Source organism: Citricoccus sp. (assembly GCF_032154715.1).
Classification (GTDB): domain Bacteria; phylum Actinomycetota; class Actinomycetes; order Actinomycetales; family Micrococcaceae; genus Citricoccus.
The window spans coordinates 1-14,706 of sequence record NZ_JALDXU010000082.1; the positions used below are offsets into that span (position 1 = coordinate 1).

The following is a 14,706-nucleotide window of genomic DNA, read 5'->3' on the forward strand; positions in this document are numbered from 1 at the left end:
GTCGTCGTAGGGACTGGCCGGAGCCGGCCGGTGGGAATAGAACCGCAGCGCGCACAGCTGTGCCTGGAGGAAGAACCCCCGTGAAAGGTGCCCTGTGAGCTATCCGCTGTCCATCCTTGACCTGTCCACCGTCCTGCCCGGGCAGCCCGTCGCGGAGGCCGTGGCCGCCAGCGTCGAGTTGGCGCAGAAGGCCGAGGAACAGGGCTTCCACCGGATCTGGTTCGCCGAGCACCACAATTTCCCTTCCATCGCCTCCTCCGCCACCTCGGTGCTCCTGGCCCATGTGGCGGCCCACACGGAGAGGATCCGGCTGGGCTCGGGTGGCATCATGCTGCCGAACCACTCCCCCCTGGTGATCGCCGAGCAGTTCGGTACCCTGGCGGAGATCCACCCCGGCCGGATCGACCTCGGGTTGGGGCGCGCGCCGGGCACGGACCAGCGCACCATGATGGCCTTGCGCCGCGATCCCTCGGCGGCCGACACCTTTCCCCGGGACATCAAGGAGTTGCAGGGCTACCTGCGGGGCGAGTCCCTCATCCCGGGTGTGGATGCCTTCCCGGGGCACGGGACGAATGTCCCGCTCTACATCCTGGGGTCCTCACAGTACGGTGCCCAGCTCGCGGCGGCCCTGGGGCTCGGTTACTCCTTCGCCTCACACTTCGCTCCGCAGATGCTGGAACACGCGGCCACAATCTACCGCGACCGGTTCGAGCCGTCGGAGAGCCTCCCCGAACCACACTTCATCGCAGCGCTCAATGTCATCGCAGCGGACACCGAGGCCGAGGCGCATGCCCAGCTGGAGATCACGCACCGCCACCGCATCCGCCAGATGCTCGGCCGCGGCCGTGACCTGAGCGAGGAGGAGGTCACCATGCTCCTGCACTCCGCCGGCGGCGAGCAGGTGCTCTCCATGATGAAGTACACCGCGGTGGGCACCATCGAGACCGTCAGGGCCTACCTGGACGAGTTCCGTGAGCGCGTCCAGGCGGACGAGCTGATCATCACCAATGCCGCCCCGGACCTGGCGGCCCGGCACCGCACCCTCGAGTTGCTGGGCGAGCACGTCATCGGACGCTAGGAACCGTAGAAGTGCTTCTCGAAGACCTGACGGGCCTGGCGGGTGGACCGGAGATAGTCCTCCTCGAGTTCAGCGGCCTGACCCAGTTCGCACCCGCACCACCGGGCGATCGCCTCGAGGTCCTGGCGCTTCACCGAGAGCACGTCTGAGGACTTGCCGGACCACACGATGTTGCCGGCGCGCACCCGGGTGGCCAGGTGCCAGGCGCGGTCCAGGACCTCACCGTCCTCCGCCGGAAGGATCCCCTCACGGACAAGGGCCTCCAGAGCGGGGATGGTCCCGGTGGTGCGCAGCGCGGGATGGTCTGCCGCGTGTTGCAGCTGGAGCGTCTGCACCAGCCACTCCACGTCGGACAGCCCCCCGCGGCCGAGCTTGAGATGCCGTGCCGGGTCTGCCCCCCGCGGCAGCCGTTCGGCCTCCACGCGGGCCTTGATCCGGCGGATCTCGCGGATGGCCGCCGGTCCGGGGTCCCCGGCGTAGCGCACGGAGTCCGCCCAGGCGGTGAACTCCTCGGCCAACTCCGCGCTGCCCGCCACGGGCCGCGCCTTCAGCAGGGCCTGCACCTCCCAGATCTCGGCCCAGCGGCGGTAGTACTCACGGAAGGAGTCCAGAGACCGGGCCAACGGACCCTTCTTGCCCTCCGGCCGCAGGTCCGCGTCCATCACCAGCGGCCGCTCCCCCAGCACCGGGGGCCTGCACGGCCGGGTCAGCAGGGACATGACGAGCTTGGACAGGTCCACGGCCTGGCGTTGGGCCGCGTCCGGATCGGCACCGTCATGGGGCCGGTGGACGAACAGGACGTCCAGGTCGGAGCCGTAGGCGATCTCCCGGCCCCCCTGGCGTCCCATGGCCACGACCAGCAGGTCCGTGAGTTCGACGTCCCGGACCGTAGCCGGGTTCTTGGTCGCCTGCGTCCCCTTCGCGGTGGTGGTGTCCGCCGGACCGCCCGAGCGTCCCGTCCGCTGCTCGGGGTGGCCGAAGAGGGAGTTCTCCGCCACGTGCAGGGCCCCCAGCACGGCCGCGCGGTCGGCGTCGGAGAGGGCACGGCCCACGGTGTCCTGGTCCAGCAGTCCGGCGGCATCGGCGATCGCGGTCCGCAGGATCTCGCGCTGGCGGATGAGCCGTATCTGACGGATCGCCTCATCCGGATCGGGGTGCCGGGACATCTTGGCCTGGATCTCCTGCCACTGCGTCTCGAACGGCATGGGGACCAGTTCGCGGTCCCGTCCCAGCCAGGCGGCGGCCTCCGGAAGGTGCTCCAGCATGTCCGAGATGTAGGAGGAGAGCGAGAGGATCTGGCACAGCCGCTCGGCGGCCGCGGAGGAGTCCCGCAGCATGCCCAGGAACCACGGCGAGGAGCCCAGCGATTCCGAGAGCCGGCGGAATCCCAGCAGGCCGCCGTCGGGATTGGGGCCGTTGGCCAACCAGCCGAGCATCACCGGCAGCAGTTGGCGCTGCAGCGCCGCGCGGCGGGACACCCCGGTGCTGAGGGCCTCGATGTGCTTCACCGCGCCGGCAGGGTCCTGGTAGCCCAGGGCGGCGAGGCGCTGGCGCACCGCCTCCGGGGTGAGCTTGGCCTCGTCGGCGGACAGCGCCGCCGTGGTGGACAGCAGCGGCCGGTAGAAGATCTTCTCGTGCAGGGAACGCACCCTCTTGCGGGTCCGCTTCCACAGTGAGGTCAAGGCCGCGGCATCGGAGGGACCGGATTCGCCGGGGCCCCTTGCCGCCCGGGCCAGCACCCACAGGGCGTGCGGCTTGTCCGGCATGAGGTGGGTCCGGCGCAGGTGGACGAGCTGGATCCGGTGTTCGAGCAGCCTGAGGTACCGGTAGGCGCCGGCGAAGGACTCGGCGTCCGAGCGCCCGATGTAGGAACTGTTCTCCAGGGCGTCGATGGCGTCCAGGGTGTTGCGGACGCGGACGGACTCCTCAGTCTTGCCGTGGACGAGCTGGAGCAGCTGGACGGTGAACTCCACATCCCGCAGGCCGCCGGCCCCCAGCTTGATCTCCCGGTCCCGGTTCTGATGGGCGATGTTGTCCAGGACACGGCGCCGCATCCGCTGGACGGAGGAGACGAAGCCGTCCCGCTCCGAGCTGGTCCAGACCAGCGGCCAGATCGCGTCGATGTACTCCTGGCCCAGTTCCGGGTCGCCGGCGATGGGCCGGGCCTTGAGCAGGGCCTGGAACTCCCAGGTGTGCGCCCAGCGGCGGTAGTACTCCCCATGGGATTCCACCGTGCGGGACAGGACCCCGTCCTTGCCCTCGGGGCGCAGGTTCGCGTCGATCTCCCACAGCCCTTGCTCGGGGGCGGCCGCCGTCGCGTACTTCGAGATTCCGGAGGCCAGGGCCGTGGCGATGACCGCCGCGTGATGGTCGTCCTCCAGGGACGAGGCGTGGACGAAGATCACGTCCACGTCCGAGATGTAGTTCAGTTCTCGGGCGCCGCATTTGCCCATCCCGATGACGGCCAGGTCCACGCGGTCGGCGTCCTGGCCGAATTGTTCGACGGCGTCCGCCCGGGAGGCCGCGAGGCCGGCCTCGATCGCGGCGCCGGCCAGATCCGCCAGCCACGCGGAGACCGCGGGCTCCGCCGCCCGCGGATCCCGCCCGGTCAGGTCCTGGACGGCCAGGGCCGTGAGCTGCCGGCGATAGGCGATCCGCAGGGCCGCGGCCGCCTCCTTGCCGCGCAGCGTGGCCACCGGACGGGCAGCGGTGGCATCCGCCCCGACGGCCTCCAGAAGCAGCGTCCGCACGGGGGCAGGGTCCGCCGCGAGGCCGTCGGGACCCAGGACGGGAGCGGTGCGTGCTGCGCCGGCCGGGTCCACGAGCAGGTCGATGTGGTCCGGCCGGCGGATGAGGAACTCCCCCAGCGCCTCGGAGGCGCCCAGCAGCCGGGCGACCGCCCGGGAACGCGCCGGGTCCGCCAGCGCTCCGGCCAGGGCCGGCGCTCGCTCCAGCAGGCGGATGAGCAGGATCAGGGCCTGGTCCGGGTCCGGGGCATCGGCGAGGATGCGCACGATCTCGTGCTGGTCCAGAGATCCCAGTTCCGCGGACGCCAACAGGTCCCGGGCACGGGCCCAGTCGGAGAATCCGGCACTGACCAGGGACTTCCGTCCGGGCCCGCTAGGCTCCGTTGGCGGGACGATCATGCCGGATCAGAGGATACCGAGGTTGCGCTGCAGTTCGAACGGCGTGACCTCGACCCGGTACTCGTCCCACTCCTGGCGCTTGTTCCGCAGGAAGTTCTCGAAGACGGTCTCCCCGAGCACCTCTGCCACGAACTCGGAGTCCTCCATGATCCGCAGGGCGTCATGCAGGGTGCCGGGCAGCGAGTGGTGGCCCAGGGCCCGGCGTTCCGTGGAGGTGAGCGCGCTGATGTCCTCGGCGGCGGCCTCCGGCAACTCGTATTCCTCCTCGATGCCCTTCAGGCCGGCAGCCAAAAGGACCGCGTAGGTCAGGTACGGGTTGGCGGAGGCGTCGATGCCGCGGTACTCGACCCGGGCCGAGCCCGCCTTGTCCGGCTTGTAGAGGGGGACGCGGACCAGAGCGGAACGGTTGTTGTGGCCCCAGGACACGTAGGACGGAGCCTCCCCACCTCCCCAGAGACGCTTGTACGAGTTCACGAACTGGTTGGTGATGGCCGTGATCTCCATGCTGTGGTGCAGCAGTCCGGCGATGAACCGGCGGCCCGTGGTGGAGAGGTGAAACTCCGCGCTGGGCTCGAAGAAGGCGTTCGAATCGCCCTCGAACAGGGAGAAGTGGGTGTGCATCCCGGAGCCGGCGTGCTGGCCGAACGGCTTCGGCATGAAGGTCGCGTAATTGCCCTGGAGCTGGGCGACCTCCTTGATCACGGTGCGGAACGTCATGATGTTGTCGGCCGTCTGCAGCGCATCCGCGTAGCGCAGGTCGATCTCATTCTGGCCGGGACCGGACTCGTGGTGGCTGAATTCCACCGAGATGCCGATCGCCTCGAGCATGTTGACCGCGTGTCGGCGGAAGTCCGTGGCGACGCCTCCGGGCTCGTGGTCGAAGTACCCGGCCTGGTCCACCGGGACGGGCTGGCCGTCCGATCCGGGTTCCTTGGACTGGAGGAGGTAGAACTCGATCTCGGGGTGCGTGTAGAACGTGAAGCCCATGTCCGCGGCGCGGGACAGCTGACGGCGCAGCACCTGGCGGGGATCGGCGGCGGAGGGCTCCCCGTCCGGGGTGAGCACGTCGCAGAACATCCGTGAGGTGGGCTCGTCCTCACCGCGCCACGGCAGGATCTGAAAGGTCGAGGGATCCGGCTGCAACAGCATGTCGGACTCGAAGATCCGGGTATAGCCGTCGATCGAGGACCCGTCGAAGCCCAGTCCCTCGGCGAAGGCCCCCTCGACCTCGGCCGGAGCCAAGGCGACCGACTTCAGCGTGCCGGTCACGTCGGTGAACCACAGTCGCACGAAGCGCACGTCCCGGTCCTCTATGGTCCTGAGGACAAACTCCTGTTGGCGATCCATGTCTCTGGCGGCCTCCTGTCGGATCGTGCGAATGCTCCCACTGTAGTGTGCCGGGCCCGGTCAGCGCCGAAAGACGGGCCGCTAGACTGCGGCCATGGCTGAGAAAGAAACCGCACCCTACGCCGCACCGGCTCCTGCCCGCTACCGCACTGTGCACCTGCAGAAGGCCAAGGATGAGGGACGGCGCTTCGCGATGCTCACGGCGTACGACTTCCAGATGGCCCAGGTCTTCGACGATGCCGGCATCGAGACGATCCTCGTGGGCGACTCGGCAGCCAACACCATGATGGGCCATGCCACCACGCTGCCGATCACGCTCGACGAGATGATCGTCTACGCCGGATCCGTGGTCCGGGGCACCCGACACGCCATGGTGCTGTGCGACCTGCCCTTCGGCTCCTACGAGTTGTCCCCGCAGCAGGCGACCGAGAGCGCCATCCGGCTCGTCAAGGAGGCCGGAGTCCACGCCGTGAAGATGGAGGGAGGCGTCCGCTACGCCGAGCACGTGCGCATGATGACGGACGCCGGGGTCCCGGTCATGGCCCATATCGGCTTCACCCCGCAATCCGAGAACGTCCTGGGCGGCTACCGGGTCCAGGGCCGGACCGAGGGCGCGGCCGAGGCGATGGTGCGCGAGGCCACGGTGCTGCAGGATGCCGGTGCCTTCGCCGTGCTGATGGAGATGGTCCCCTCGGACATCGCCCGGCAGGTGGACGAGTCGCTGCGCGTGCCCACCGTCGGCATCGGGGCCGGGTCCGCCACCACCGGCCAGGTCCTGGTGTGGCAGGACATGCTCGGACTGCGGACCGGGAAGATGCCACGCTTCGTGAAGCAGTACGCGGACCTGCACTCGGTGGTCTCAGCGGCGGTCACCGACTACCGCCGGGATGTCCTGGAGGGCACGTTCCCGGCTGCCGAGCACGGCTTCGAGTCCTGACCGGACCGGCCTAGTCCTCCTCGTCCTCCGCGTCATCCCAGCGCTCGTTGTTCGCCTGGACCTGGGCGATGGCGCCCTCGGCCTCCCCGCGGGACTGGTAGGGCCCCAGCAGCTTCGACCAGTCGGACTGCGGGCCTTCCTCGACCTGCTTCGTGACGACGTTGTACCAGTATTCGCTCATGGGCCCACCCTAGCGGCGATCAGCGCGGCACCTCCGGCACCGACCGGCCCCTGGATCTCGTCATCGCACCGGACCGGTGCTCCGCCCGGCCCGCCCGGTGCCCCCGGCGGCGATAGGATCGAGTCATGTCCCACAGCCCTCAGACGAACACCCGCCCTGCCCCGGCCGCCCCGGCTGCCCCGACCAGCCACAACGGTCCGGCCCCGGAGGGCCCGCCGCGGGGAGAACCGGGCTCCAAGGCACCGGTGGGCACCCTGACGCCGGGCGTCGTCGCGCCCGCCCTCCCCGTTCCCGCGCACATCGAGCGGCCGGAGTACGTGGGGCGGACCACGGCGGACGAGGGCAACGGCTCCGACGTCTACGATGCCGAGGGGATCGCGAAGATCCGCGCTGCCGGCCGGATCGCCGCCCAGGCCATGGAGGAGGCCGCCCGGCACATCGCCCCGGGCGTCACCACGGCCGAACTGGACCGGATCGCCCACGAGTTCATCTGCGATCACGGTGCCTACCCGTCCTGCCTCGGCTACAAGGGCTTTCCCAAGGCCATCTGCACCTCGCTGAACGAGGTCATCTGCCACGGCATCCCGGATGACACCGTCCTGGAGGACGGGGACGTCATCAACCTCGACATCACCGCCTACCTGGACGGGCACCACGGGGACCACAACATGACCTACCTGGTCGGCACCGTGGATGACGAGTCCCGGCTGCTGGTGGAGCGCACCCACGAGGCCATGATGCGCGGCATCAAGGCCGTCCGGCCCGGCCGAGAGATCAATGTCATCGGCCGCGCCATCGAGTCCTACGCCAAGCGCTTCGGCTACGGGGTGGTCCGGGACTTCATCGGCCACGGCGTGGGCCGTGAGTTCCACTCCGGGCTCGTCATCCCCCACTTCGATGCCGCCCCGGCGCACAACACCGTGATGGTCCCCGGCATGGTCTTCACCATCGAGCCGATGATCACCCTCGGCACCATCCGCTGGGACATGTGGGAGGACGACTGGACCGTGGTCACCCGGGACCGTCGGCGCACCGCGCAGTTCGAGCACACCCTCGTGGTCACGGACGACGGCGCGGAGATCCTGACGCTGCCCTGACCGCCGCACCTCCCGATCCCCGAACCCCCATCCTCCTGGAGCGCAGCATGGCGAAGAAGTCCACCGGCCCCTCCCGCGGCCTGCACACCGCCCTCGGCATCGACATCGGCGGCACCGGCATGAAGGGCGGCGTCGTCCAGCTCGGCCACGGCAAGAAGTCCGGCCGCCTGCTCGGGGACCGCTTCCGCATCCCGACGCCGCAGCCGGCCAGCCCCGAGGCCGTCGCCGACGTCCTGGCCCAGATCACCACGGAGCTGGATGCCCGGGACGGAGCACCGGCACCGGGATTCCCCGTGGGGGTGGACTTCCCGGCGGTCATCCAGGACGGGATCTGCCGCACGGCCACGAACATCGACCCCTCCTGGATCGGCACGGATGTGGACGGCCTCTTCTCCGAGCGCCTGGGGCGGCCCGTGAGAACCCTGAACGACGCCGACGCGGCCGGGCTCGCCGAGGTGCGGTTCGGCGCGGGCCGGGGCGTGCGGGGCACGGTGCTGGTCATCACGCTCGGCACCGGCATCGGGTCAGGCCTGTTCCGCGACGGCGGGCTCGTCCCCAACCTCGAACTGGGCACGATCGAACTGGACGGCATCATGGCCGAGACCCGGGCCTCCGCCGCGGCACGCGAACGGGACGGGATCGACTGGCCCGAGTACGCCGAACGGCTCCAGCGCTACTTCTCGTATGTGGAGGGCATCTTCTCCCCGGACCTCATCATCGTGGGCGGCGGCATCTCCAAGCGCCCTGACGACTACCTGCCCCACCTGACCCTGCGGACGCCGATCGTGCCCGCGACGCTGAAGAACAACGCCGGCATCGTGGGGACCGCCCTGTGGGCACTCGAGAACCTGCCGGCAGGCTCTGACTGAAGTGACCGATGGCGGCCCCGGCTTCCCCTCCGGAGCCGCCATCGGCAGTCTCATTGCCCCGTGGGGCCTTCCGCATCAGCGGGTGAACAACCGCGGCTGCAGGGCCGCGGTGGCGGTGTCCGACGCCGTGCCGGCGGACCGCAGGTCCTCGATGGCGCCGGCGAAGTCGTCCAGCGTGTCGAACGCCTGGTAGACCGAGGCGAATCGGAGGTAGGCCACCTGGTCGAGGCGGCGCAACGGCTCCAGGATCGCGAGCCCCACCTCGTGGGCGTCCACCTCGGCGTTCCCCGTGGCGCGGATGGTCTCCTCGACCTCCTGCGCCAGCATGGCCAGGTCGTCATTGGTGACTGGACGCCCCTGGCAGGCCTTGCGGACACCGTTGATGATCTTGGAGCGATCAAAGGGCTCGGCCACCCCGGACCGCTTGACCACCGTCAGGGCCGTGGTCTCCATGGTGGTGAAGCGCTTCCCACAGGACTGGCATTGACGTCGCCGGCGGATGGCCGAGCCGTCATCCAGCGAGCGGGAGTCCACGACCCGGGAGTCCTCATGACGACAGAAGGGACAGTGCACGACTTCCCCTTCCTCCGACGGTGGACCACTCCATCATAGTCGGACGACCCGCTGAATAACAACCGTGTCATTACCAGATGTAGTGGTGTTCACCGATGAGCGACACCACGGATGGTCCAGACTCTCCGTTCCCTATTCGAGGCATGCCGGTCCCAGCAGGACCTTGAGGTCTCCGAAGAGGGCCGGATTAGGGCTCACCCGGAAGTCGGCGCCCAGCTGCATGACCTCCATGGTCCGCGCCCCCGTGAGCTTCAGCCGGACCTCCGTGGTCCCCGGGTGGGTCTGGAGCACGTCCCCCAGTGCGGAGACCACGGTCTCATTGGCCTTGAAGCCGGGCATGGTCAGCGAGACCGGACCGGAGTGGCCGTCCGAGAGGTCTGGGATGGTCAGCTCCTGCGCACTCAGGGAGATCGACCCGTCGTCGCGCCGCTGGACGCGGCCCTTGACGGCCACCACGAGGTCCTGGGCCAGCATCGTGGCGATCGGTGCATAGGCCTTGCCGAAGAACATGACGTCCATCGAGGCGCCCAGGTCCTCGATCTCCGTGCGGGCATACGCGTTGCCGGAGCTCTTGGCGATGCGCCGCTCGAGGCTCGTGATGAGCCCGGCGATGGTGACCATCGCGCCGTCGGACGGGCCGTCGTCGGACAGGATGTGGGTGATGGAGATGTCTGCATGCTGGGCGAGCACGCCGTCCAGCCCCTGCAGGGGGTGGTCGGAGACGTAGAGACCGAGCATCTCGCGCTCGAAGGTGAGCTTGTCGTTCTTGTCCCACTCCGGCATGTCCGGGACCTCGATCCCGAACCCGGCGTCGCCGACGTCGCCCCCCTCGTCCTCCAGCAGGGAGAAGAAGTCGAACTGGTTGTTGGCCTCCTGGCGCTTCTGCGCCACGGCGCCGTCCGTGGCCTCCTCGTGGACGGCCAGCAGGGCCCTGCGGGCGTAGCCGAGCGAGTCGAAGCCGCCGGCCTTGATGAGGGACTCGATGGTGCGCTTGTTGCACACGACGGCCGGGACCTTCTTGAAGAAGTCCTGGAACGAGGTGAACTTCCCCTTCTCCTCCCGGGCCTCGACCATGCCCGCCACGGCGTTGGCACCCACGTTGCGCACGGCGCCCATGCCGAAACGGATGTCCGTGCCGACCGGCGTGAAATAGAGGCTGGACTCGTTGACGTCCGGCGGGAGCACCGAGATGCCCATGTGGCGACACTCATTGAGGTACATCGCCATCTTGTCCTTGTCGTCACCCACGGACGTGAGCAGGGCGGCCATGTACTCGGCCGGGTAGTGAGCCTTCAGGTAGGCGGTCCAGTAGGAGACCAGCCCGTAGGCGGCCGAGTGCGCCTTGTTGAAGGCGTAGTCCGAGAACGGCAGCAGGATGTCCCACAGGGCCTTGATGGCGGCCTCAGAATAGCCATGGTCGATCATGCCCTGGTGGAAGCCCACGTACTGCTTGTCCAGCTCGGATTTCTTCTTCTTGCCCATCGCGCGGCGCAGGATGTCCGCCTGCCCGAGAGAGAAGCCGGCCACCTTCTGGGCGATCGCCATGACCTGCTCCTGATACACGATCAAGCCGTAGGTCGTGCCCAGGATCTCCGCGAGGGGTTCCTCGAGCTCCGGGTGGATCGGGGTGATCTCCTGCTGGCCGTTCTTGCGCAGGGCGTAGTTGGTGTGCGAGTTCGCGCCCATGGGACCCGGGCGGTACAGCGCGATGGTGGCCGAGATGTCCTCGAAGTTGTCCGGCTTCATCATCTTCAGCAGCGATCGCATGGGACCGCCGTCGAGCTGGAACACGCCCAGGGTGTCGCCCCGGGCCAGCAGTTCATAGGACCCTTTGTCGTCGAACGTCAGGGACTCCAGATCCAGGGTGAAGTCCTGGTTCATCTGGATGTTCTCGATCGCGTCCGAGATGATCGTCAGGTTCCTCAGGCCGAGGAAGTCCATCTTGATCAGCCCCAGGCCTTCGGCGGTGGGGTAGTCGAACTGGGTGATCACCTGGCCGTCCTGCAAACGGCGCATGATGGGGATGACGTCGATGATCGGCTCCGAGGACATGATCACGCCCGCGGCGTGCACGCCCCACTGCCGCTTCAGTCCCTCGACGCCCTTGGCGGTCTCGAAGACCTTGGCCGCGTCCGGATCCGTCGCGACGAGTTCACGGAACTCACCGGCCTCGCCGTACCGCTGCGACGTCTTGTCCTCGATATCCTTCAGCGGGATGTCCTTGGCCATGACGGCCGGCGGCAGCGCCTTGGTCAGGGACTCGCCCATGGAGAAGGGGAAGCCCATCACGCGCGCCGAGTCCTTGAGGGCCTGCTTCGTCTTGATGGTGCCGTAGGTGACGATCATGGAGACCCGCTCGTCGCCGTACTTCTCGGTGACGTAGTCGATCACCTCGGAACGGCGGCGATCATCGAAGTCGACGTCGAAGTCGGGCATGGAGACACGGTCCGGGTTGAGGAACCGCTCGAAGATCAATCCGTGCTCCAGCGGGTCCAGCTCGGTGATCTTCAGCGCGTACGCGACCATGGAGCCGGCGCCGGAGCCACGTCCCGGCCCCACGCGGATGCCGTTGTTCTTGGCCCAGTTGATGAAGTCGGCCACCACCAGGAAATAACCCGGGAAGCCCATCGAGAGGATGACGTCCAGCTCGTAGTCGGCCTGCTTGCGCACGTGGGACGGGACGCCGTTGGGGTAGCGGAACTGCAACCCGGTGGCGACCTCCTTCGTCAGCCACGTGGTCTCGTCCTCTCCCGGCGGGCAGGGGAACTTCGGCATGTAGTTCGCGTCGGTGTCGAAGGAGACCTCGCACTGCTCGGCGATCAGCAGCGTGTTGTCACATGCTTCCGGGAACTCGGAGAACAGGTCCCGCATCTGCCGCGGAGACTTCACGTAGTACTCGGTGCCGGACAGGGCAAAGCGGGATCCGCCCTGGTCGTAGGTGGGCTCGAGCAGGTTGGACCCGGACTGGATGGCCAGCAGCGCCTCGTGGGGCTTGGAGTCGTGCTCGTGCGTGTAGTGCAGGTCGTTGGACGCCACGAGCGGGATCCGCAGGTCCTTGGACAGCTTGAGCAGGTCCTTGATGACCCGCTTCTCGATGTCCAGGCCGTGCATCATCAGCTCGCAGTAGAAGTTCTCGCGGCCGAAGATGTCCTGGAACTCGGCGGCGGCCTCCCGGGCCTCGTTGTACTGGCCCAGCCGCAGCCGGGTCTGGATCTCGCCCGAGGGGCAGCCGGTCGTGCCGATCAGGCCCTCGGAGTAGGTGGAGAGCAGCTCCCGGTCGATACGCGGCCATTTCGCGTAGACCGAGTCCAGGGAGGCGATCGAGCCGGCCCGGAAGAGGTTGTGCATGCCCTTGTTGTTCTTGGACAGCAGGGTCATGTGCGTGATGGCGCCACCACCGGAGACATCGTCCCCGCGCTGGTGCTGCTCGCCCCACCGGACCTTCGTCTTGTCCGAGCGGTGCAGCTGGCCGGGGGTCAGGTACGCCTCGAGCCCGATGATCGGCTTGACGCCGGCATCGGTGGCCTTCTTCCAGAAGTCGAAGGCCCCGAAGAGGTAGCCGTGGTCGGTGATGGCGATCGAGTCCATGCCCAGCCGCTTCGTCTCCTCGAAGAGCTCGCTGAGCTTGGCCGCGCCGTCCAGCATCGAGTACTCGGTGTGGACGTGGAGGTGGGCGAACCCGCCGTCCTTCTTCGTCGCCGCTGCTTCCTGTGCCAAATCCGTCGTGGCCGTCATGCTCCGCACTTCCCTACTGCCCTGCTTGCTACCCTGCTGCCGTTCGTCCTGACCGCGCGTCGATCATGGTGGTCATGCCGATCGCGTCGATCATCCAGATTAGTTAGTCCCCGCGCAACACGCCCAAGGCATAGACGAGGTCCTGCGGGTAGGGGCTCTCATAGTCCACCCACTCCCCGGTCACCGGATGGGGGAACCCGAGCCGGTGGGCGTGCAGCCATTGCCGCGTCAGCCCCAATTCCGCGGCCAGCCGTGGGTCGGCACCGTAGGTCAGGTCCCCCGCACAGGGGTGGTGCAGTGCCGAGAAGTGCACGCGGATCTGGTGCGTCCGCCCGGTCTCGAGCTTGACCTCCACCAGGGTCGCCCGGCCGAAGGCCTCAAGGGTCTGGTACCGGGTGATGGAGTCCCGGCCGCCCTCGAGCACGGCGAACTTCCAGTCGTGCCCGGGGTGACGGCCGATCGGGGCGTCGATGGTCCCGTTCAGGGGATCCGGCAGCCCCTGCACCACCGCGTGGTAGGTCTTCTCCGGGGTGCGGTCACGGAAGGCGTCCTTGAGCACGGTGTAGGCGCGCTCAGACTTGGCCACCACCATGATCCCGGACGTCCCCACGTCCAGTCGGTGCACGATCCCCTGGCGTTCCGGGGCACCGGACGTCGAGATGCGGTAACCGGCTCCGGCCAGCCCCCCGACGACGGTGGGGCCGACCCAGCCCGGGGACGGATGTGCGGCCACGCCGACGGGCTTGTCCACCACCACGTAGTCGGGGTCGTCCGCCAGGATTCTCAGGTCCTCCACGATTTCCACCTTCACGTCGAGTGGGTTCGGTTCCTCCGGGATATCCACCAGGAGTTCGGTGCCGGCCGCGACCTTGGCGGACTTCTGCACGGTCCGTGCCCGTCCCGGCGTCCCGGCGGCCCGTTCGGCCACAAGGCCGGCCGCACACCAGGCCGCCGCCTTCGTGCGCGAGATCCCCAGAGCCGCGGCCAGGACCGCGTCCACCCTCCGGCCCACCTCGTGACCCTGGGGCACGACGACGGCCTCGCCGGGTTCAGGAGTCTGCGTCACGGCCCTGCCCGGTGCCGTTCCCGGCCTCGGCGGTTCCCGCGCCACCGCTCTTCTCGGGTATCTCGCGGGTGCCGTCGAGCTGGAGTCCCCGGAACATCAGGAGGACGATGCCGATCATGGAACAGACGATCAACGAGTCAGCGATGTTGAAGATGGCGAAATTCGGCAGGGCGATGAAGTCGACCACGTGGCCCACACCGAAGCCCGGCGGCCTGAACAGGCGGTCGGTCAGGTTGCCCAGGACCCCGCCCAGCAGCCCGCCCAGGGCCACGGCCCACAGGGTCGAGCGGACCCGGAACAGCAGGACCACCACGAAGATGGCCACCGCCGACTGGATGATGGTGAAGATCCAGGTGTGCTCCTCTCCGATGGAGAACGCGGCACCCGGATTGCGGATGAAGTGCCACCGGAGCAACGGAGCCAGGACGTCGGTGACCTGCCCCTCGGTCATGGTGGTCTCGACCCAGCGCTTGGTGAGCTGGTCAACGGCGTAACCCACGGCGAACACCAGGAGGGCGATCCATGCACGGTGACGCTTCGGGACCGTGGCGGTGGTGTCCTCTGGACCGGCGGGGCGGCTGGGCTCGATGTCGGTCACGCGATGGCGTCCTTCGCTGCTGTCCGGTGGTGTCCGGTGATGAACAGGGATGGTGGTCGGGAACAGAAGCGGGGGGGGG

General features: G+C 68.4%; 11 protein-coding genes. 4 read left to right on the top strand and 7 right to left on the bottom strand.

Annotated features, from left to right (window positions below; all coding sequences use genetic code 11):
• Positions 1-94 precede the first annotated feature (94 nt).
• A complete protein-coding gene (locus tag RUH65_RS12345) occupies positions 95-1,078 on the top strand; it encodes an LLM class flavin-dependent oxidoreductase (RefSeq protein ID WP_313817771.1) in 984 nt (327 codons plus the stop codon).
• Here RUH65_RS12345 and RUH65_RS12350 read toward each other — a convergent pair.
• Positions 1,075-4,224 (bottom strand): bifunctional [glutamine synthetase] adenylyltransferase/[glutamine synthetase]-adenylyl-L-tyrosine phosphorylase, encoded by a 3,150-nt coding sequence (locus tag RUH65_RS12350; RefSeq protein WP_313817773.1) that lies wholly within the window; start codon positions 4,222-4,224, stop codon positions 1,075-1,077. The genes RUH65_RS12345 and RUH65_RS12350 overlap by 4 nt on opposite strands.
• A gap of 6 nt (positions 4,225-4,230) precedes the next feature.
• Complete coding sequence (gene glnA / locus RUH65_RS12355; protein WP_313817774.1) at positions 4,231-5,571, bottom strand: type I glutamate--ammonia ligase; 1,341 nt, start codon at positions 5,569-5,571, stop codon at positions 4,231-4,233.
• A gap of 94 nt (positions 5,572-5,665) precedes the next feature.
• Here glnA and panB point away from each other — a divergent pair, with 94 nt between their 5' ends.
• Positions 5,666-6,508 (top strand): 3-methyl-2-oxobutanoate hydroxymethyltransferase, encoded by an 843-nt coding sequence (gene panB, locus RUH65_RS12360; RefSeq protein ID WP_313817775.1) that lies wholly within the window; start codon positions 5,666-5,668, stop codon positions 6,506-6,508.
• Between the two features lie 10 nt (positions 6,509-6,518).
• Here panB and RUH65_RS12365 read toward each other — a convergent pair whose 3' ends face one another.
• Entirely contained in the window at positions 6,519-6,689 is a 171-nt protein-coding gene (locus RUH65_RS12365) for an SPOR domain-containing protein (protein WP_313817776.1), read from the bottom strand.
• Positions 6,690-6,814: 125 nt separating this feature from the next.
• Here RUH65_RS12365 and map point away from each other — a divergent pair, with 125 nt between their 5' ends.
• Together map and ppgK are read left to right on the top strand one after the other, a co-directional pair.
• A complete protein-coding gene (gene map, locus RUH65_RS12370) occupies positions 6,815-7,786 on the top strand; it encodes a type I methionyl aminopeptidase (RefSeq protein ID WP_313817778.1) in 972 nt (323 codons plus the stop codon).
• Between the two features lie 47 nt (positions 7,787-7,833).
• Positions 7,834-8,655: a polyphosphate--glucose phosphotransferase gene (ppgK, locus tag RUH65_RS12375; RefSeq protein ID WP_313817780.1), complete on the top strand. Its 822-nt coding sequence runs from the start codon at positions 7,834-7,836 to the stop codon at positions 8,653-8,655.
• A 75-nt stretch (positions 8,656-8,730) separates the two neighbouring features.
• Here ppgK and nrdR read toward each other — a convergent pair whose 3' ends face one another.
• From nrdR to lspA, 4 genes are all read right to left on the bottom strand, one after another.
• On the bottom strand, positions 8,731-9,228 hold the full coding sequence (gene nrdR, locus RUH65_RS12380) for a transcriptional regulator NrdR (protein ID WP_313817782.1): 498 nt from the start codon (positions 9,226-9,228) through the stop codon (positions 8,731-8,733).
• Between the two features lie 132 nt (positions 9,229-9,360).
• Entirely contained in the window at positions 9,361-12,963 is a 3,603-nt protein-coding gene (dnaE, locus tag RUH65_RS12385) for a DNA polymerase III subunit alpha (protein ID WP_313817783.1), read from the bottom strand.
• Positions 12,964-13,066: 103 nt separating this feature from the next.
• Positions 13,067-14,029 carry an RluA family pseudouridine synthase gene (locus tag RUH65_RS12390; RefSeq protein WP_313817784.1) on the bottom strand — a complete coding sequence of 321 codons (963 nt, stop codon included), beginning with the start codon at positions 14,027-14,029 and terminating at the stop codon, positions 13,067-13,069.
• Positions 14,013-14,627 carry a signal peptidase II gene (lspA, locus tag RUH65_RS12395; protein WP_313817785.1) on the bottom strand — a complete coding sequence of 205 codons (615 nt, stop codon included), beginning with the start codon at positions 14,625-14,627 and terminating at the stop codon, positions 14,013-14,015. Before lspA ends, RUH65_RS12390 begins: the two co-directional genes overlap by 17 nt.
• Positions 14,628-14,706 lie beyond the last annotated feature (79 nt).

What these genes read in the sequence shown, in the direction of transcription:
- RUH65_RS12350 (WP_313817773.1), bottom strand. Translation starts at nt 4,224, where the DNA reads ATGATCGTCCCGCCAACGGAGCCTAGCGGGCCCGGACGGAAGTCCCTG.
- glnA (WP_313817774.1), bottom strand. Translation starts at nt 5,571, where the DNA reads ATGGATCGCCAACAGGAGTTTGTCCTCAGGACCATAGAGGACCGGGAC.
- panB (WP_313817775.1), top strand. Translation starts at nt 5,666, where the DNA reads ATGGCTGAGAAAGAAACCGCACCCTACGCCGCACCGGCTCCTGCCCGC.
- map (WP_313817778.1), top strand. Translation starts at nt 6,815, where the DNA reads ATGTCCCACAGCCCTCAGACGAACACCCGCCCTGCCCCGGCCGCCCCG.
- RUH65_RS12365 (WP_313817776.1), bottom strand. Translation starts at nt 6,689, where the DNA reads ATGAGCGAATACTGGTACAACGTCGTCACGAAGCAGGTCGAGGAAGGC.
- dnaE (WP_313817783.1), bottom strand. Translation starts at nt 12,963, where the DNA reads ATGACGGCCACGACGGATTTGGCACAGGAAGCAGCGGCGACGAAGAAG.
- ppgK (WP_313817780.1), top strand. Translation starts at nt 7,834, where the DNA reads ATGGCGAAGAAGTCCACCGGCCCCTCCCGCGGCCTGCACACCGCCCTC.